The organism is Novosphingobium jiangmenense (genome assembly GCF_015694345.1).
In the GTDB taxonomy this organism is placed as follows: Bacteria; Pseudomonadota; Alphaproteobacteria; order Sphingomonadales; family Sphingomonadaceae; genus Novosphingobium; species Novosphingobium jiangmenense.
This window is the reverse complement of record NZ_JADQDC010000016.1, coordinates 1-18,542: the sequence shown is the minus strand read 5'-3', so window position 1 is coordinate 18,542 and position 18,542 is coordinate 1. Positions and strand designations below refer to the sequence as shown.

The window sequence follows — 18,542 nt, the reverse complement described above, 5'->3', positions numbered from 1 at the left end:
GGGAGACACGCCAAGGCCCAAGATTACCGCACGAACGGTCCGCGCGCCAGTGTCAGGGCAGTCTGGCAAGGGGTTTGCGGCGCTTCACCCAGGTCTTTGGCCGCAGGCGCTCGATTTCCGTTCCGCAGAAGCGGCAGGTGGAGATCGTGCTGAAACCGAGTTCGATGACCTCGTCCCGTTTTGGCCGATGCCTGCCAATAAAGCAGCGCAAATTCATGGCATTGTCCTCCCGTCCGGCGGGGAGCACTACGCATTTCCACGAGGGGTGCAGTGTAAGAATACGACTGGAGTGGTGATTCTGGTCCGGCCCCTGCGGAAGTGTCGCATCGCAACATAAAGTGTGGGATTTGAGGACGATCTCGTCCAAAGGGTGGTCATGCCCTCAAACGATTCCAGTTCCCTGCGCGCCCCGCGCACGATGGGCGAGCGTGAAACCATTGCGATGATGGCGCTCGTCATGGCGCTTCAGGCGCTTGCCGTCGACGCGATGCTGCCTGCCTTGGGCGACATCGCCGTCGACCTTGGCGTGTCCGACCCTAATCGTCGCCAGCTCGTCGTCGGGACCTTCCTGCTCGCCTCCGGCTTTGCCTCGCTGATCCCCGGTTCGCTGGCCGACCGCTATGGCCGACGGCCGGTGCTGCTGAGCTGCATCGCGATCTACGTGCTCTTCTCGCTTGCCTGCGCGCTGGTCACCTCGTTCGACGCGCTGCTGGCGATGCGCGTGGCGCAGGCGATGGGCTGCGGCGGGCTGGCCGTGCTGCCCGGCGCGATCATCCGCGACCGCTTTTCGGGCGACCAGATGGCCAAGCAGATGTCGATCATCTCGGTCGTGTTCCTCGTCGTGCCGATGCTGGCGCCGAGCATCGGGCAGGTCGTGCTGCTGTTTGCGGGCTGGCGCTGGATCTTCGTGTTCCTCGCGGTGATGGCCGTGGGCATGGGGGCGTGGGTCTACGTGCGCCTGCCCGAGACGCTGCACCCCGAATACCGCCAGCTCATCCGGCCGATGACGATTGCTCGCAACATGGCCGGGGCAGCCACCAACCGCTCGGCCATCGGTTACGTGCTCGGCGGCTCGCTGACCTTCGGGGCGATGATCGGTTACGTGAATTCCTCGCAGCAGCTGGTCGGCGAACATTTCGGCGCGGGCAAGATGTTCCCGGTGCTGTTCGGCTTTTCCGCGCTGATGATGGCCTTTGCCAACTTCTCGAACTCGCGGATCGTCGAGCGTTTCGGCGCGCGCCGCGTCTCGCACACGGCGGTCATTGCCTTCATCGCGGTGAGCGCGCTGCAGACCTTCTTCTCGAGCCGCGATGGCGAGACGCTGTGGCAGTTCATGCCGCTGATGATCACCAACATGATCCTGATCGGCTTCATCGGTGCGAACTTCGGCTCGATTGCGCTGCAGCCGTTCGAGCGCACCGCCGGCAGCGCCAATTCGATGCACGCTTTCCTGCGCATGGTGATCGGCTCGGTCATCGGCATCTTCGTTGGCCAAGCCTATGACGGGACGGCCCACCCCCTGGCGCTTGCCCTGCTGAGCGCGGGCGTACTCAGCCTGCTGCTGGTGCTCTACAGCGAGAAGGGCAAGCTGTTCCGCCGCCTGCACCCGCCGGGCACGCCGCGCCCGATCGTGCTGGAGCACTGATGGAAAAGGTCAGGCCCGCAGGCTGACGATATTGTCGGCGATCAGGGCCAGGGCATCGGTGGCGTCCATCGGCCGGCCAAGATGATAGCCCTGCATGAGGCGCACGCCGAGCGCGCGGGCTGTCGTCGCCTGTGCCTCGTCCTCGACGCCTTCGATCGTGCAGTCGATCCCGAGCTGCCAGGCCAGCGAGACGATGGTGCCGACCAGTGACCGCGCGCCGGGATCGCTGGCCAGCGCCCGGGACAGTTCCTGATCGATCTTGATCATGTCGAGCGGCAGGCTGTGGACCTGGCTGAGGCTGGACCAGCCGGCCCCGAAATCGTCGAGCGCGATGCGGAAGCCGCGCGCACGGAAGGCGAGCAGTTGCGCCTCGGCGCGCCGGGGATCGTCCATCAGCGCGCGTTCGGTGACTTCGAGGATGATCGCGTGCGGCGGTGCGCCATGCTCCTCGACCAGCCGGGCAAGCGCATCGGCGGTGCCGGTGCGCATCACGTCGCGCGGTGACAGGTTGATCGCCAGCCAGCGCCCGTGTTCCCATGCCGGGCATTCGCGCAAGGCGCGGCCCATGACCATGCGGGTGAGTTCGCCGGTACGCCCGGTCGCCTCCGCCAGCGACATGAACTGCCCCGGCGCCAGCCAGCGTTCGCCATCCGGGCTCCACCGGACGAAGGCCTCGAAGCCGATGATTCCGCCCCCCTCGGCATCGACCACCGGCTGGTAGACCAGCTTCAGCCGGTCGCCGAGGTTGCTGTCGTTGAACAGGCGGGTGATGGCGGCGCGATCCTGCAGTTCGGCCTCGTCATCGGGGCTGAAAACGACCACGGCGCCGTCCGACAGCTCCTTGGCCTTGTAGAGCGCGGCATCGGCGCGTTCAAGGCAATCGCTGACGCTGCGCCCGTCCATCCGGTGAACGCCGACCGAGCCCGAAAGACGCAGGACGGCACTGCCATGCCGGACCGGCGCGCGCAGCAGTTCGGACAAGTCGGTGGCGATGGTCCGCACCGCCACGTGATCGAGCGCGGGATCCAGCACGGCGGCAAATTCGTCGCCGCCAAGCCGTCCGAAGCAGCGCACCCGCTCGAGGCTGCCCAACCGGTTGGCCACGGCCTGAAGCACCGCGTCGCCCGCAGCGTGGCCATAAGTGTCGTTGACATGCTTGAAGCCGTCGAGGTCGATCAGGGCCAGCCAGGCGCGCAGCTCGCCCGCGCCGCTGCGGGTGATCTCTTCCTCGAGCCGTTCGAGAATGGCGCGGCGGTTGAGCCCGCCGGTCAGCGGATCGACCGTGGCGTGCATCATGTTCTCGTGCGCCAGCCGCGCCGCTTCGCGCTCGCGCCGGGCGAGCTGCTGGCGCGACAGTTCCAGCCGCACGAAATCGCGGTGATGCCCGTTGGTGATCAGCAGGAGCAGCGAGGTCACCACCACTTGCACGAGCATGACCATGACTGCGTTGGGGTGGCCGCTGAACACGATCTGGCCGGTCGTCGGGATCGTCGTGGCGATCGCGATCCGCAGGGCGGTCAACGGCGAGTGGCCCAGCCCGAGAATGCCCGAAAACAGCGTGACGGCAATGATGTAGTGGATGAACGACTGGGCCGCCCAGTCGCCATAGAGATAGAGCGCCATGCACCACAGTGCGAGCAGGAACCCCGCTGCAGCGCCCAGCCAGCTCATCGCCGCCAGATCGCGCCGGAGCAGGTCGAGCGGGCGCCGGTCCACTGCTGTCGGTCGCCAGTAGGCCGCGCGCCACAGCGCAAACCCGCCCAGTGCAACGGGGCCCAGGCTGATCAGCCAGACAGGGGCGATGGCGCGAAAGCGGAAGGCCACCAGCAGCAGATCGAAGAACACCACGATGTAAAGCAGCGGCAGGCGGTGTGACAGGCTGCGCGCATAGGCGAGGGTGAAGTTGTCGCCCTCGCGCTGCTGCCAGCTGGAAGTCGACGGGCGCGCACCGCGCAGCAGGCGGCTGAAAGGCCGTCCCCTGGCGATAGAGCTGCGCATCCGCGTGAACATGGCAGCATGACTACTGCCAAGCCAGTTAACGGTGCGTAAGGGTCGGTTCCGAAACGGCTCTATCCGCCGCGCAGAGTCAACGCTCCGGCGCTTCGCCTGACAGCGCGGCGACCAGCGCCTTGACCTTTTTCTGGCGCCATTGCGGCAAGGGCGCGACCAGCCAGTAGCCGCGCCGCGAAGGCTGCGGCTCGCCCTGGACCACTACCCGGCCCATGCCGATGGCATTGTCGACCAGCTGATAGGGCACGTGGGCGCGGCCGAGGCCGGCGCTGGCCGCGCTGATCGCGGTTCCGGCATCGCCGACCGAGAAGCCGACGTCGCCGCCGCCCGGTGCAGGATCGCCCGGCCAGCCGATCCACGGGCAGTCGGGCGCGGCATCGGGCGCGGCCACCGTCACCATCAGCGGCTGGCCCAGGGGGATGCCTTCAAGTTCGCCCGGCCCCTCGGCCCACCGCACGGCAAGGTCGAGGTTGGCCTCGGTAAAGTCGATGTCGGCATCGCCGCCGACCAGCGAGAAGCGCATCTGCGGGTTGCCGGCCCGAAACGCGGCCAGCCGGGGCGAGAGCCACGCGGCGAAGAAATCGCGGGGGCAGGCAATGGTGTAGACGTGGCTCGATTGCCCGGCCTGCATCGCCTGCACGCCTTCCTCGAAGCGGAGGAAGCCTTCGCGGATTGCGTCGAGCCCGGCAATCGCCTCGTCCGTAAGTTCCAGGCCCTTCGAAGTGCGGCGGAACAGCACCACGCCGAGCAGGTCTTCGAGCGCGCGGATCTGCTGGCCGACAGCGGCAGGCGTCACCGCCAGTTCGTCCGCCGCGCGGGTGAACGACAGGTGCCGCGCCGCGGCATCGAGCACGCGCAGGCCGTTGAGGGGAAGGTGCGTCCGCTTCATAGCGAGACGGCTTTAGTTGGCAGGGGCCGGGGCCGCCAGCGGAAAGAACGGAATCGCCACGTCGAACAGCGAACCATCGGCGCGCTGCATGGTGTAGTGGCCTTCCATGCTGCCATGATGCGTGCCCAGCGGGCAGCCCGAGACGTAATCGTGGCTCTGCCCCGGCTGGAGCACGGGCTGTTCGCCGACCACGCCATCGCCATCGACGAAGTTGATCATGCCGCGCCCGTCGGTGATCCGCCAGTGGCGCGAAAGCAGCTGCACCGGCTGGTCGCCGTCGTTCTCGAGGCGGATGTGATAGACCCAGAACCATTTGCCTGCTTCCACCCGCGACTGTTCGGGCAGGAAGTTCACGGCGACTCGCACCGTGACGCCTTCGGTGATGGCGGCATGCTGGAAGAGCTGCTTCATGCCCTCCAAACTATCGCAAACCGCGAGATGTTCCAACGCCGATGTGCAACTTTGTGCCGCTTGCCCTGCACGCCGGGACGGTTCACAGCCTTGGCGCAATGCTGATCCGCACGCCCGCCATTCTCTGCTCGGTCCTGCCCCATGGCGAGCATGGCGCGATCATCCGCGTGCTGACGGCAGAGCATGGCCTCGCCGCCGCCTATGTGGCCGGTGCGCGGGGGCGCGAACTGCGGCCCGTGCTGATTCCCGGCAACCTGCTGGAGGTGGAGGTCCGCGCGCGCGCTGCCTCGCAACTCCCATCGGCGCGAGTCGAACTGGTCGCCAGCCGCGGACCGTGGCTGTCCGAACCGCTGCCGAGCGCGGGGATCGGCTGGGCCTGCGCGCTGACGGCCGCAGCCTTGCCGGAAGGCCATCCCTATCCGCTGCTGTGCGATTCGCTGGCCGCGCTGCTCGATGCCATCTGCCACGCGCCCTCGGCCCGAGGCTGGGCGCGGGTGCTGGCAGGCTACGAAGTGCTGCTGCTGCGCGAGGTCGGCTATGGCACCGCGCCCGCGCCGCCACCGGATGAACCCTGGCCCGATCTGCTCGCCCGGCTGGAGCGGCAGGGCAAGGCCATCGCCAACCGCCTGCTTGCCGATCGCACGCGCGATGTTATGGGGGCGCGCGCGATTCTGCTCGACCGCCTGAGACGCATGGGCGGTGAGTGAGCGTACGGACGAAGGGGTTGTTCATGAAGATTGCGGTTCTGCCCGGTGATGGCATCGGTCCCGAAGTGACGCGTGAAGCGGTCCGCGTGATCGAGGCGCTCGGCCTCCCCGACATCGAGATGAAGGAAGCCCCGGTCGGCGGCGCGGCCTACAAGGCCTATGGCCACCCGCTCCCGCCCGAGACGCTGGAGATCGCCAGCCTTTCCGACGGCATCCTGTTCGGCGCGGTGGGCGATCCCGATTGCGACTCGCTCGAACGCCATCTGCGTCCGGAGCAGGCGATCCTCGGCCTGCGCAAGGCGCTGACCCTGTTTGCCAACCTGCGCCCCGCCAAGGTCTTTGCCGGGCTCGAGAGCCATTCGGCGTTGCGTCCCGAAGTGGCCGGCGCGATCGACATGGTCATCGTGCGCGAGCTGAATGGCGACGTCTACTTCGGCGAGAAGGGCTTCCGCACCGCCGCCAATGGCGACCGCGAGGGCTATGACGTGATGTCCTACAGCGAGAGCGAAGTGCGCCGCATCGCCCACGTCGCCTTCCGCACCGCAATGGGCCGCGCCAGGCGACTGTGCTCGGTCGACAAGGCCAACGTGCTGGAAACCAGCCAGCTGTGGCGCGACGTGGTGATCGAAGTGGCCAAGGAGTATCCCGAAGTCGCGCTCGAGCACATGTACGTCGACAACGCCGCGATGCAGCTGGTCCGCGCGCCGGGCAAGTTCGACGTGGTGCTGACCGGCAACCTGTTCGGTGACATCCTGTCGGACCAGGCCTCGATGTGCGTCGGCTCGATCGGCCTGCTCGCCTCGGCCTCGCTGGGCGAACGCCAGACCGCGCACGGCACCTTCGGCCTTTACGAACCGATCCACGGCTCGGCCCCGGACATCGCCGGGCAGGGCCTCGCCAACCCGATGGCGACGATCCTTTCCGCCGCGATGCTGCTGCGCCACTCGCTCGGCCTTGCCTCTCAGGCGGACCGCGTGGAAGCTGCCGTGGCGAAGACGCTGGCCGATGGCGTGCTGGGCCGCGATCTTGGCGGCACGGCGGGGACGACGGAAATTGGTGACGCGGTGCTCGCAAGGCTCTAAGGGCCGCATCCGATGCTCCAGCTAGCCGTAATTCTTCCGACCTATCGCGAGCGCGCCAACATCGCGCCGATGGTCGCGCGTCTCGACGCTGCGCTCCAGGGCGTGGCGTGGGAAGCGATCTTCGTCGATGACAACAGCCCCGATGGCACTGCCGACGAAGTGCGCCGCATCGCGCTCTCCGATCCGCGTGTGCGGGTGATCGAGCGCATCGGCCGCCGCGGCCTCGCCTCTGCCGCGATCGAGGGCATGTGCGCCACCGCCGCGCCGATCGTTGCGGTGATGGACGCCGACCAGCAGCACGATCCCGAACTGCTGCCGAAGATGCTCGCCGCCGTCGAAAGCGGCGAATACGACCTCGCCTATGCCTCGCGCTTTGCCGAAGGGGCCAGCACCGAGGAATGGGGCCGCCCGGACCGGGTCAAGGCCTCGGGCCTTGCCAACCGCATCGCCAACAAGGTGACCGGGGTGGAACTGTCCGACCCGATGAGCGGCTACTTCATGCTCCGCGCCGAAACCCTGCGGGCGGACGCGCATCGCCTCTCGGGCGTCGGCTTCAAGATCCTGCTCGATATCCTTGCGACGGTCGACCGCCCGCTCAAGGTCAAGGAATTCCCCCTCAACTTCGTCGCCCGCATCGAGGGCGAGAGCAAGCTGGACCAGACCGTCGTGTTCGAATTTCTCGTGGGCCTTTACGACAAGTGGCTCGGTCGAATCATCCCGACGCGCTTTGCACTGTTCGGCACGGTCGGCGCGATGGGCGTGGCGGTGCAGCTGGGCGCACTGTGGGTGCTGCTCAAGGTCATCGCGGGCGAGCGCTTCGTCTACGGCAACTGGTCGGAAAGCGCGACGTTCAACACCGCCAACACGCTGGCGGCGATCATCGCGATGACCTTCAACTTCGTGCTCAACAACGAGCTGACCTATTCCGACAAGCGCCTGCGCGGCTTCGGCCCGCTGCTCAAGGGCTGGGCGCAGTTCGGCCTGACCTGCTCGCTGGGCCTGCTCACCAACGTCGGCTCGGCGGCGGTGCTCAAGACCATCGGCTTCCACAGCGTGATCGCGGTGATCGTCGGCATCGTGCTCGGCTCGGTGTGGAACTTCGCGCTGTCCTCGCGCTTCGTCTGGGGCAAGTACTGATTTGCGCGCGGTCGCGGGGCTTCCGGGACCGCAGGCGCTTCTGCTCGGGGCTACCGCAGCGGGCGCGCTGTTCAGCCTGATCGACACGCCCTATCCGGCGCTCGCCCCGCTGCAGAACCTGCCGACACTGGTGATCGTCGCCGGGCTCTGGCTCGCCTTGCGCCGCTGGCCGATGCCGACAAGCGCGGTCGTGTGCATCGCGCTGTTCATGGCGCTTCACACCATCGGCGGGCGCTACATCTATTCCTACGTGCCCTATGAGCGCTGGCTGGCGGCGCTTGGCCTGCCTTCGGTCGACCACGCGCTCGGCCTGGGGCGCAATTCGTGGGACCGGCTGGTGCATTTCGGCTTCGGCCTGCTCTGGGCCTGGCCGATCGCCTGCTGGCTCTCGCGCCATCGCGGCCTGTCATCCGCGCTTGCCACCTACATCGCGGTCGAGTTCGTGCTGGCCGGCAGCGCGATCTACGAGATCTTCGAGTGGCAGCTGACCGTGATCATGGCCGGGCCTGACGCCGATGCCTACAACGGACAGCAAGGCGATGTCTGGGACCCGCAGAAGGACATGGCCATGGCCGGGCTGGGTGCCCTGACCACGGCGGTCTGGTTAAGCCTGCGCCGTCATTTCCAAGTATCCAGCCAGGTATAGTCCCGGTACGAATCCTTCCTCGGCAGCTCTCCCGCAGAAAGGATCGGGTAGAAGCCGATGAACAGGCCGAACGAGAGGACCAGCGTTACCTTGGTCGGCCAGCGCAGGCCGAGGTCCCACCATTCGCCCAGCACCAGCGCCAGCGCGGCCAGCAGGAAGCAGCTGGCCAGCATGTAGTGGTAGTAGAACTGCACCGGCTTGCCGTTGATCGCCCAGAAGCCGACGAGCAGGACGTAGGCGGCGAAGACCAGCAGGTGCAGCTTCTTGCCCCTGAAACCGTCCCACGCGCAGAACAGCAGCGCGGGCAGGCCGGCCAGCATCGTGAAGGGATTGCCGATCATCAGCACCCCGCGCTGGGCGCCGTCGACTTCCTCGTAGAGGAACCAGATCGCCCGGATGTTGGCGACCCACTCCCACCACACGCTCATGTAGGTGTGGGGCTTCTTCACGCTGTCCTGCAGTTCGAGCATGTAGCTCTGCCAGTGCCACAGTGCGCCGACGGTCATGGGCTGCTTCTCGTAGAAGAAGGCGGGGAGGAACGTGGTGAAGTAGACGATCACCGGCACCACGCCGAGCCACACTGCCGCTTCGAGCAGCGAGACGCCGGGGACCGGCCCGGCATCGCGCGAGGCCCACAGCAGCCCCGTCCGCCGACCGCGCAGCGCCTGCCAGCGGTTGAGCGCGAAGACCAGTCCGGGCAGGGGCAGCAACAGCGCGCCGTTCCACTTGGCGCCAAGCGATATGCCCATGAACACGCCCGCCAGCAGCAGGTGCCCCCGCGCCCGCGAGACCTTGGCCGTAGGATTGCGCCACGCCAGCGCCCATTGCCAGATCGCCAGCGCCATGAAGCCTGCCATCGCCATGTCGAGCAGAGCGATGCGCGCCATCATGAACCAGATGAAGTCTGTCGCCAGCAGCAGGCCGAACAGGATCGTGGCGCTGCGCGACAGGCTGGACCACCACATCGCCCGCACCATCGCCCACAGGCCGAGGCCGCCCATCACCGCCGAGGGAAAGCGCCAGCCGAATGGCGTATCACCAACCAGTTGCATCGACCAGGCGATCAGTTGCTTGCCGACCAGCGGGTGTTCGGGATTGAGCCGCGAGGTGAGGTCGATCAGCCGCCGCGCTGCGGGGAGATAATGGATCTCGTCGAACATCGGCTTGGACGGGATGCCGAGCCGGTGCAGCACGAGGAAGAAGAACGCCGCCGCGATGACCGCGCACCACAGCGCGGGGTCCTTGTCACGAACGGGAGTGCCATGCGACGCAGGTGTCTGGAATTGTGACGTCATCTGCCCTGACCGATAGGCCGCACGCGGCCGCTTCGCAATCCCGCCGCTTGCGCTTGCTCCCCTTGAAAACTAAGGCAGCGCGCATGAAACGCACCACTGGTCAGGACCGCTCGATCACCCGCAACTGGCGCCCCGCAACGCAGGCCGTTCGCGGCGGCACGTGGCGTTCGGAAATGGGCGAGACGTCCGAGGCGCTGTTCCTCACCTCGGGCTTTACCTACGACGATGCCGCAACGGTTGCCGCGCGCTTTGCCGGCGAGGCCGAGGGCATGACATATTCGCGCCTGCAGAACCCGACGGTGCAGATGCTCGAAGAGCGCATCGCCCTGATGGAAGGGGCCGAGGCCTGCCGCACGCAGGCGACCGGCATGGCCGCGATGACCACCGCGCTGCTCTGCCAGCTTTCTGCCGGAGACCACATCGTTGCCGCCAAGGCTGCGTTCGGATCGTGCCGCTGGCTGGTCGACAACCTGCTGCCCCGCTTCGGCGTGGAAGGCACGACGATCCATGCGTCCGACAATGCCGCGTGGGAAGCCGCGATCAGGCCCAACACCAAGGTATTCTTCTTCGAAAGTCCGGCCAACCCGACGATGGACGTGGTCGATCTCGAGTTCGTCTGCGCGCTCGCCAAGAAGCACGGCATCACCACCGTGGTCGACAACGCCTTTGCCACCAGCGCGCTGCAGCGCCCGATGGACTTCGGCGCCGATGTCGTCGCCTATTCGGCCACCAAGATGATGGACGGGCAAGGCCGCGTCATGGCCGGCGCCGTGTGCGGATCGGCGGAGTGGATCAACAACGTCCTCCTGCCGTTCCAGCGCAACACCGGCCCGAACATCGCCGCGTTCAACGCGTGGGTGGTCCACAAGGGCCTCGAGACGCTCGACCTGCGCATCCACCGCCAGAGCGAGAACGCGCTGAAGGTGGCGAGCTTCGTCGAAGGCCGCGTGCCGCGCCTGCTCTATCCGCACCTGCCCAGCCACCCGCAGTATGAACTGGCGAAGAAGCAGATGAAGGCTGGCGGCACGATCTTCTCGTTCCACCTCGATGGCGGGTTGAAGCAGGCCCATGCCGTGCTCGATGCGCTGCAGCTGATCGACATCTCGAACAACATCGGCGATTCGCGCTCGCTGATGTGCCACCCGGCTTCGACCACGCACTACGGCGTCGGCCCCGAAACCCGTGCCGACATGGGCGTGGGCGAGGGCATGCTGCGCCTCAACGTCGGGCTTGAGGATCCGGACGACCTGATCGAGGATCTGGATCAGGCCCTGCGCGCCGCCGGTCTTTGATCGAGGTTAAGCAAAGCTTCCATTCCGGTTGCATCCCGCCCGCCTTGCCCTAAGAAGGCAGGCGGGGGTCGCAACGGAGCAATTGTCATTGCTGGCCGAGGCCCATCTCTCTGCGATAATCCAGTCTTCCGATGATGCGATCATCAGCAAGGACCTGCAGGGGACCGTGCTGAGCTGGAACCCTGCGGCCACCCGCATCTTCGGCTTTACCGAGGCAGAGATGGTCGGGCAGTCGATCCGCCGCCTGATTCCCGACGAGCGACAGGCCGAGGAGGACGACATCCTTGCGCGGATCGCCCGCGGCGAGCGCGTCAGCAGCTTCGACACCATGCGCCAGCGCAAGGACGGCACGGAGATTGCCGTTTCGCTGACCATTTCCCCGATCTGCGACAAGGCCGGCAGGATCATCGGCGCGAGCAAGATTGCGCGCGACATCACCGCGCGCGAGGAAGGCCAGCGCGCCTTGCGGGCCAGCGAAATGCGCTTTCGCATGCTGGCCGACAACATCAGCCAGCTGGCCTGGGTTGCCGACGCGACCGGCGCGATCGGTTGGTACAACAAGCGCTGGTACGACTACACCGGCCTGGCCGAGGGCGAAACCGACGGCTGGGGCTGGGACAAGGTCCACCATCCCGAACACCTCGCGCGGGTTCGCGAGCATTTCCGCATGAGCATCGAGACGGGACAGGAATGGGAGGACACCTTCCCGCTGCTCCGGGCCGACGGCCAATGGCGCTGGTTTCTCTCGCGCGCCAAGCCGATCCGCGACGGCGGCGACCATATCCTCTACTGGTTCGGCACCAACACCGACGTCACCGACATGATGGAGAAGGAGGAGCAGATCCGCGTCCTCCTGATGGAAGTGAACCACCGCTCCAAGAACCTGCTGGCGGTGGTGCAGGCGCTGGCCCGCCGTTCGGGCTGCAAGGACGCCGATTTCCTGCGCCGATTCGAAAGCCGCCTTGCCAGCCTTTCAGCCAATCAGGACCTGCTGGTCCGGCGCGGCTGGTCGACCATCCTGATGGACGAACTGGCCGAGGCGCAACTCGCCATCCTCGGGCGCGACGCCCGTGCGCAGATCGAGTTGCGAGGATCGTCCATCCCGCTCAGCCCGCGCAGTGCCGAGATAATCGGCATGGCGCTGCACGAACTCGCCACCAATGCGCTCAAGTATGGCGCCCTCTCGTCCCCGCAAGGCAAGGTGCTGCTGTGCTGGGAAGAGAAGGCCGACCGCTTCGTGATCGACTGGAGCGAGAGCGGGGTGCCGCTGGTCTGCGTGCCCACGCACCATGGCTTCGGCACTACCCTGATGCGCAACATCCCGGCCCGCAGCCTCAACGCCGAAATCACGCTGGACTATGCGCCAACGGGTTTGCGCTGGCGACTGGACTGCGCCGTGAGCACGGCCCGCTCGCTCGAAAGCTGAGCCGTCAGGCTGCGCGCCGACCTTCGCATCCTTCGACCGCCGGTGCGGCTTCGGCGAAAGATTGCTGCTTGTCCTCGGTAATCAGGCGGTTCTCGGCGCGGCCCATCGTCCAGTTCTTGCCGAGCCGGACCTTGCTGTTGGGCGCACACCAGATCTCGCCGGATTCGTCGAGCGCGGTGACCCAGATCAGGTTGTGCTCCTGGCCGTAGTCGATCATGCCGATCGCATAGCCATCGCCCTTGCCGAGCACGTGCAAGGGGATGGTCGGATTGAGTTGGGTAAACACGGATGTCTTTCCTGCAGCGCGCCCGAAGGCGCCAACTTGATGCAGGTTAAATCCGCAAAGCCGGGTTGGAGTTCCTTACTCGCCCTTCGAGGCAGCTTCGAGCGCGGCGATGCGGGCCTTCAGGGCTTCGACTTCCTCGCGCGCGGAGGCGGCCAGTTCCTTGACAGCGTCGAACTCTTCGCGGCTGACGAAATCGAGGCCCCCGAAGATCTCCTTGGCCTTCTCGCGCGCGTTCTCGCCCGCTTCGCGGCCCATGCCGGCAATCGTCCCCGCCGCGCTGTTCAGCAGCTTGACGAAATCGGCGATCATCGGGTTTTCACTCTGCATGGCTCGGGTCCTGACTGGCGCAAGAATGGCGCTGATGTTCCCGCTATGTGGTCTGCCGCGCGAGCATCCGCAAGGGCCGGGAAGGTCAGATTTCCACCCGCTCCGTCTTTGCCGTGCCGAATGCGCCGTCAGCCTCGGGGTTGAGCCGGCCGAACTCGAACGTCAGCACCGAAGCGAAGCAGACCCAGGCCAGGTAGGGCAGGAGCAGCATTCCGGCGAAAGGGCGGATGCGCCAGAACAGCACCACCGTCAGCACGATCGCCACCGCCATGGCCACGGTGATCCAGAACGCCGCCGTGATCTGATGAAGGGCGAAGAAGGTGGGCGACCAGGCGAGGTTGATCAGCAGCTGGACGACGAACATCGCCACCGCCAGCCCGCGCCCCGCCGCTCCGCGTGCGGAAAGCACCATGGCCAGCGCCAGCCCCATCAGCACGTAGAGCACCGACCACACGATGCCGAAGGCGGCCGGGGGCGGATAGATCGACGGCTTGACCAGTGCATCGAACCACGGATTGCCGGGGCCGCTGCCCGCCGCCTGTCCCGACAGGAAGCCAAGCGCGACGACGAGGGGAATGGTGAACAGCGACCAGCGCAGCAGGCTGGCCCGAAGCTGTCCCGAAGAGGCAAGGTAATTCATGGCACCTGCAAGCGACTGCGCCAAACGCGCGATTCGCCGGGGATATTGGCGAGGGTGCGCGCGCTCTGCAATCGGAAGTCGAACCGCGTTGTATCCCGCTTGGAGACACAAACCGGGGAAAACTCAGGTCCCGACCCTAGCTGCGCCGCGCGGAAACGAGAAATTCGACGTTGCCTTCCGGCCCGGTAATCGGGCTCTTGACGATGCCCTGCACGTCCCAGCCATCGCTTTCGAGCCATTCGCGCACTTCGCCGCAGACCCTTTCGTGCAAGGCGGGATCGCGCACCACGCCGCCCTTGCCGACTTCGGCCTTGCCCACTTCGAACTGCGGCTTGATCAGCGCGACCAGCCGCGTTGGCCGTGTTGCCAGCGCGAGCGGCACTTCCAGCACCTTGCGCAAGGCAATGAAGCTGGCATCGCAGACCACCCAGTTCGCGGGCCGGTCGATATGGGCGGGGGTGAGGATGCGCGCGCTGGTCTGTTCGAGCACGGTGACGCGCGGGTCCTGCCGCAGCTTCCAGGCGAGCTGGTTGGTGCCCGAATCCACCGCAAAGACGTGTTCGGCGCCACCCTGCAACAGCACGTCGGTAAAGCCGCCGGTCGAACTGCCGATGTCCATTGCCGTCACGCCCGCAGGATCGAGCCCGAAGTGCTCGATGGCGTGGGCGAGCTTGATTCCGCCGCGCGAAACCCACGGATGATCGCGGCCGCGCACGTCGAGCGGGGCATCGGCGGCGAGCGCCTGGCCTGCCTTGGCGATCTTGGTCTCGCCCGAGAACACCAGGCCGGCGAGGATCAACGCCTGGGCGCGGGCCCGGCTTTCGACGAGACCGCGATCGACCAGCAACTGGTCGACACGCTGCTTGGCTGCGTTGGGCTGTTTCGGGGGGCGGGTTGAGGTCACGGCGCGTTCCTTCCATAACTGTTGCATGAAGATCAACCACGCACACCGCCCCCGCCTCGTTTTCTCCGGTGCGCTGGCTCTCACCCTTTCGGCCTGCGCCGCGCCGACGATGGTGCCGCAGGCCGCGCCGCCGCCTGCCCCGAAGCCGACGCAGGCACCGCCGCCACCGCCGCCCGCGCAGACGTACAAGGACTGGCGCGATGCACCCCAGACGGTGGGCGACTGGCGTTACGAGCCGGGTGTCGCGCGGTTCGGTCCGGGGCAGGCGACGCTGTTTGCGCTTGCCTGCAACCGGGCGGCGGGCACGATGAGCCTGATCCGCACCGGCAGTTCCGCGGTGTCCTTGCCGATGACGGTGGTGACCACCAGCGACACCCGGCCGCTCTCTGCCGATCCCGCGCCGCAGGGGCAGCCGCAACTGGTCGCCACGCTGGCGGCGCGCGATCCGCTGCTCGATTCCATGGCGTTCAGCCGGGGGCGGTTCGTGGTCGAAGTGAACGGCTTGCCGACGCTCTACCTGCCGGCCTGGGCCGAGGTTGGCCGCGTTATCGAGGATTGCCGGAAGTAGCGCGGGGCAATGGCGCAAGGCGGTTTCAGCCGAGACCGGATCGCAGGCGCGAAACCCGAATTCTGACGACAATTTTTTTTCGCACAAGTCTTGTTGTTTTGCCCCGGATGAATCACATTCGAGTCAAGGCCGGAGACAACGCACTTCCGGTCCAGCAGGCCCAAAAACCTGCGACTTTGGCTCAACAGCGCGAAAGGAGGTGATCCGATGTCTCATGGTTCAGCAGAGAGGTCGGTACAGTCCCGCGCGAGGCATTATCGCTGAGTTTCGATTTAAGCGATAAAGGCTTCGTGGGCGGCACTTCCGGCCGCTGACCATGCGAAGGGCCGCTTCGGATTGACCGACGCGGCCCTTCACATTTATTACATTCCCCTTGCCTTTCGCGCAATAATAGTTCACGGCGCTGCTTCCTCGATTCTAGCGCAAGGACTGCCCAGATGGCGACCACCGCCGAAACCCGCCTCAGCTTCACCAAGCACCCGCATCCGGCTCCGGTTGCGGCGGACGTGCGGGCGCAGGTGCTGGCGAACCCCGGCTTCGGCACCGCCTTCACCGACCACATGGTCGAGATCGACTACACCGAGGGTGCCGGATGGCACGATGCGCGCGTCATTCCCTACGGTCCGATCGCGCTCGATCCGGCTGCCGCGGTGCTGCACTATGCGCAGGAAATCTTCGAAGGGCTGAAGGCCTATCGTCTGGCGGACGGCGGCATCGCGCTGTTCCGGCCCGAGGCCAACGCCGCGCGCTTCAACGCCTCGGCCCGCCGCCTCGCCATGCCCGAGCTGCCCGAAGACCTGTTCGTCGAGGCGGTGCGCCAGCAGGTCCTGGCCGACAAGGACTGGTTCCCCACCGTCGAGGGCGGGTCGATGTACCTGCGCCCGTTCATGTTCGCATCCGAGGCGTTCCTCGGCGTGCGTCCGGCCAAGCAGTACAAGTTCATGGTCATCGCCAGCCCGGCCGGCAACTACTTCAAGTCCGGCGCGCCAGCGGTGTCGATCTGGGTTTCGGACTACACCCGCGCGGCGCCGGGCGGCACCGGTGCGGCCAAGTGCGGCGGCAACTATGCGGCGAGCCTCGTGCCCACAGCCGAAGCCTTCTCGCGGGGGCATGACCAGGTGCTGTTCCTCGACGCCGCAGAGCGCAAGTGGATCGAGGAACTGGGCGGCATGAACCTGTTCTTCGTGTTCGACGACGGCTCGATCCTGACCCCCGAACTGACCGGCACGATCCTGCCCGGCATCACCCGTTCGAGCCTGCTGACGCTGGCGGCGGAAGAAGGCCTGACCGTGCGCGAAGGGCGCTACAGCCTCGACCAGTGGAAGGCCGATGCGGCGTCGGGCAAGCTCGTCGAGACCTTTGCGTGTGGCACGGCGGCGGTGGTCACCCCGGTCGGCAAGGTCGCCAGCCATGAGGGCGAATTCACGATCGGTTCGGGCGGGCCGGGCCAGCTGACGCAGAAGCTGCGCCAGAAGCTCGTCGGCATCCAGCGCGGCGAGATCGCCGACACCCATGGCTGGGTGACGCGCATCGCCTGACGGCGGGGCGGCTAGGGGGTGCGCTGAGTTGCCCACCCCGCTGCGACTAACTTCACTGCGTTCAGTAAGTCTCGCGGCCCTCCCGCCTGCGGGAGGGCAAGACGCTGCGCTCGTTCCCCCCTCCCGCAGGCGGGAGGGGTAGGGGGTGGGCATCCTTCGACAAGCTCAGGATGAGCGGGATACGCGATATGAGGGAACATCCGCTGGCGAGTGCGGACGGTTACGCCGGAGGGATAAGCACAGATCGCGCGACCGGTGCGGGTGCCGTCGTGGCACGCGCGGGGAGGGCGCGGGACCGGTTGCGAATGGCCGGGGGGCGGTTCCGGACCCCTTGTCGGCTCAGCCTGAGGGCGGACATATGTGAGAGGACGAAGCTGTGGCAGCGGCTCGCGGGCTGCCTTGGCTTCTGGCAAGCGGCTGCGTGAAAAGAACCTGTCGTTTGTGCTGACAAGTCGCACAATCATGGCGGGTTCCGCATCCGCAGCGTCGCTCAGGGTTCGGCGCCGTGCTATCAGCCCTGGGGTGTCCTGTCTGTCCTTGGGTAACGACAGGGTTTGCCCGGTGGGTCTTGGGCTTAACGCCCCTCGTTTAACCCAAGCGCACCTGCCGCACCGATCGCGCCGGAGGCCTTCACGATGTGTCAGCGTCCGAAGGGAGAGGAGCGGGTTGGCCTTTTGCCCTCTCCTGACCTGTGGTGGGGCATATAACCTATATGGTTCGTTTTGTCAAGGTGCTTCTGGACGGCCTGTGCCGCATCGCCTTCAAATGGTGCGGCCAAGACGTCCCAGCCCGCCGCGATGCAGCCAAAGTTTAACCTGTGTCTGTGCTAAAGAGGCGCGATGACGGGACAGAGTTCGCGACGTGCAAAGGTACCGGCAAGCTTCTTTGTGAAGCTGCTGCTGCCATTTGCTTTGCCCATCTTGGTCACCGCGGTCATTGCCGTGTCGATCGGCAATGACTGGCCGCGCAACATAGCTCCACCCTCAGGGCTCAAGCTGGCTGGCTTTTGCGCGACGGCCATCACTGGCTTCCTCGTTTGGTGCCTTGTGGTCCGCGGTGTCGAAGACAATCGCGCGCACAAGTTTGCGGCGATCCTTTGCGTTGTTACCAGCGTGATGGGATGGCCGGTATGGTCCGTCGGCGTCTTGCCAAGTGTAAATGGCCTCGCTCTTGGCGTTGAAGAAACCGTGCCGATGACCTTTGTCCGGACGGAGTGGACCCACAAAAGCAAAAGCAGAGACCGTTATCACTGGGTTTGGTTGAGAACGGAAAGGCAAGCCGCGCCGATTGCTTCGGGACGCTATTTCATCTCGGCGGACACCTATCGCGATCTGAGCTCCCGCCAACCGGAGATGGTGGAGGTACAGGTTGCTCGTGGGCTCTTGGGAGCAATGGTCGTAACGGCGTACGGCCGGGACAAGGCGCCCTAGAGCGCTCTCATCAATCGCCGCCTCACTTTCGGACAGTATGGCACGGGGCTATGACGCATCTCCCCTCCGTCATTCGCTGCGCGAATGCCACCTTGTATCTTGGAAATGGTGCATGATGCGATTGCGGGTTGGGTCGCTAGCGACCCAACCCGCGCCGTTCGCGAGCCCGTAGCCACCTTGGCTGCCTAGACCGCTGGGGAGCCTGGGCCCGGACGGATCTTCATCAACCCGCACGGTTGCGAGGGGTTTGTACCCCGCACGCGCAAGGAAGGGAACGAAGATGGCGTCTCATGCGGTGTTTGTCGGGAT

Annotated in this window: 19 protein-coding genes; 10 read left to right on the top strand and 9 right to left on the bottom strand. The window is 66.2% G+C overall.

Annotated features, from left to right (window positions below):
- Window positions 1-52: 52 nt before the first annotated feature.
- Entirely contained in the window at window positions 53-367 is a 315-nt protein-coding gene (locus I2488_RS17560) for a hypothetical protein (protein WP_196277086.1), read from the bottom strand.
- Between the two features lie 9 nt (window positions 368-376).
- On the opposite strand from I2488_RS17560, the gene I2488_RS17555 reads away from it, so the two are divergent.
- On the top strand, window positions 377-1,645 hold the full coding sequence (locus tag I2488_RS17555; RefSeq protein WP_196277085.1) for a multidrug effflux MFS transporter: 1,269 nt from the start codon (window positions 377-379) through the stop codon (window positions 1,643-1,645).
- Between the two features lie 9 nt (window positions 1,646-1,654).
- Here I2488_RS17555 and I2488_RS17550 read toward each other — a convergent pair whose 3' ends face one another.
- The 3 genes from I2488_RS17550 to apaG form a co-directional block, all read right to left on the bottom strand.
- Complete coding sequence (locus I2488_RS17550; RefSeq protein ID WP_196277084.1) at window positions 1,655-3,655, bottom strand: putative bifunctional diguanylate cyclase/phosphodiesterase; 2,001 nt, start codon at window positions 3,653-3,655, stop codon at window positions 1,655-1,657.
- 76 nt (window positions 3,656-3,731) lie between these two features.
- Complete coding sequence (locus tag I2488_RS17545; RefSeq protein WP_196277083.1) at window positions 3,732-4,544, bottom strand: LysR family transcriptional regulator; 813 nt, start codon at window positions 4,542-4,544, stop codon at window positions 3,732-3,734.
- A 12-nt stretch (window positions 4,545-4,556) separates the two neighbouring features.
- Entirely contained in the window at window positions 4,557-4,955 is a 399-nt protein-coding gene (apaG, locus tag I2488_RS17540; protein WP_039336501.1) for a Co2+/Mg2+ efflux protein ApaG, read from the bottom strand.
- Between the two features lie 98 nt (window positions 4,956-5,053).
- Here apaG and recO point away from each other — a divergent pair, with 98 nt between their 5' ends.
- From recO to I2488_RS17520, 4 genes are read left to right on the top strand one after another with little or no spacing between them, the layout of a single operon-like run.
- A complete protein-coding gene (gene recO, locus I2488_RS17535) occupies window positions 5,054-5,662 on the top strand; it encodes a DNA repair protein RecO (protein ID WP_196277082.1) in 609 nt (202 codons plus the stop codon).
- 23 nt (window positions 5,663-5,685) lie between these two features.
- Window positions 5,686-6,744, top strand: a complete 1,059-nt coding sequence (gene leuB / locus I2488_RS17530) for a 3-isopropylmalate dehydrogenase (RefSeq protein ID WP_196277081.1) — start codon at window positions 5,686-5,688, stop codon at window positions 6,742-6,744.
- 12 nt (window positions 6,745-6,756) lie between these two features.
- The gene (locus I2488_RS17525) at window positions 6,757-7,881 is read left to right on the top strand and encodes a glycosyltransferase (RefSeq protein ID WP_196277080.1); all 1,125 of its coding nucleotides are present in this window, start codon (window positions 6,757-6,759) and stop codon (window positions 7,879-7,881) included.
- 1 nt (window position 7,882) lies between these two features.
- A complete protein-coding gene (locus I2488_RS17520; protein WP_246465747.1) occupies window positions 7,883-8,527 on the top strand; it encodes a DUF2238 domain-containing protein in 645 nt (214 codons plus the stop codon).
- Here the strand turns inward: I2488_RS17520 and I2488_RS17515 are convergent.
- Entirely contained in the window at window positions 8,500-9,822 is a 1,323-nt protein-coding gene (locus tag I2488_RS17515; protein WP_196277079.1) for a phospholipid carrier-dependent glycosyltransferase, read from the bottom strand. The genes I2488_RS17520 and I2488_RS17515 overlap by 28 nt on opposite strands.
- Before the next feature lie 83 nt (window positions 9,823-9,905).
- Between I2488_RS17515 and I2488_RS17510 the strand changes: the two genes are divergently transcribed.
- Both I2488_RS17510 and I2488_RS17505 read left to right on the top strand, forming a co-directional pair.
- On the top strand, window positions 9,906-11,114 hold the full coding sequence (locus tag I2488_RS17510) for a trans-sulfuration enzyme family protein (RefSeq protein WP_196277078.1): 1,209 nt from the start codon (window positions 9,906-9,908) through the stop codon (window positions 11,112-11,114).
- A gap of 82 nt (window positions 11,115-11,196) precedes the next feature.
- Window positions 11,197-12,540, top strand: a complete 1,344-nt coding sequence (locus I2488_RS17505) for a PAS domain S-box protein (protein WP_246465746.1) — start codon at window positions 11,197-11,199, stop codon at window positions 12,538-12,540.
- Between the two features lie 4 nt (window positions 12,541-12,544).
- On the opposite strand, the gene I2488_RS17500 is transcribed toward I2488_RS17505, so the two are convergent.
- From I2488_RS17500 to I2488_RS17485, 4 genes are all read right to left on the bottom strand, one after another.
- Window positions 12,545-12,826, bottom strand: coding sequence for a hypothetical protein (locus I2488_RS17500; RefSeq protein WP_196277077.1), 282 nt, complete (start codon window positions 12,824-12,826; stop codon window positions 12,545-12,547).
- A 75-nt stretch (window positions 12,827-12,901) separates the two neighbouring features.
- Window positions 12,902-13,153 (bottom strand): accessory factor UbiK family protein, encoded by a 252-nt coding sequence (locus I2488_RS17495; protein ID WP_039336498.1) that lies wholly within the window; start codon window positions 13,151-13,153, stop codon window positions 12,902-12,904.
- 85 nt (window positions 13,154-13,238) lie between these two features.
- Complete coding sequence (locus I2488_RS17490; RefSeq protein WP_196277076.1) at window positions 13,239-13,793, bottom strand: TspO/MBR family protein; 555 nt, start codon at window positions 13,791-13,793, stop codon at window positions 13,239-13,241.
- 136 nt (window positions 13,794-13,929) lie between these two features.
- Window positions 13,930-14,697 (bottom strand): TlyA family RNA methyltransferase, encoded by a 768-nt coding sequence (locus tag I2488_RS17485; RefSeq protein ID WP_196277075.1) that lies wholly within the window; start codon window positions 14,695-14,697, stop codon window positions 13,930-13,932.
- 25 nt (window positions 14,698-14,722) lie between these two features.
- Here I2488_RS17485 and I2488_RS17480 point away from each other — a divergent pair, with 25 nt between their 5' ends.
- The 3 genes from I2488_RS17480 to I2488_RS17470 all read left to right on the top strand — a co-directional run bounded on the left by I2488_RS17480 (window position 14,723) and on the right by I2488_RS17470 (window position 18,233).
- The gene (locus I2488_RS17480; protein WP_196277074.1) at window positions 14,723-15,265 is read left to right on the top strand and encodes a hypothetical protein; all 543 of its coding nucleotides are present in this window, start codon (window positions 14,723-14,725) and stop codon (window positions 15,263-15,265) included.
- A gap of 437 nt (window positions 15,266-15,702) precedes the next feature.
- The gene (locus I2488_RS17475) at window positions 15,703-16,803 is read left to right on the top strand and encodes a branched-chain amino acid aminotransferase (RefSeq protein WP_196277073.1); all 1,101 of its coding nucleotides are present in this window, start codon (window positions 15,703-15,705) and stop codon (window positions 16,801-16,803) included.
- A gap of 887 nt (window positions 16,804-17,690) precedes the next feature.
- Window positions 17,691-18,233, top strand: a complete 543-nt coding sequence (locus I2488_RS17470; protein ID WP_214652444.1) for a hypothetical protein — start codon at window positions 17,691-17,693, stop codon at window positions 18,231-18,233.
- Window positions 18,234-18,542 lie beyond the last annotated feature (309 nt).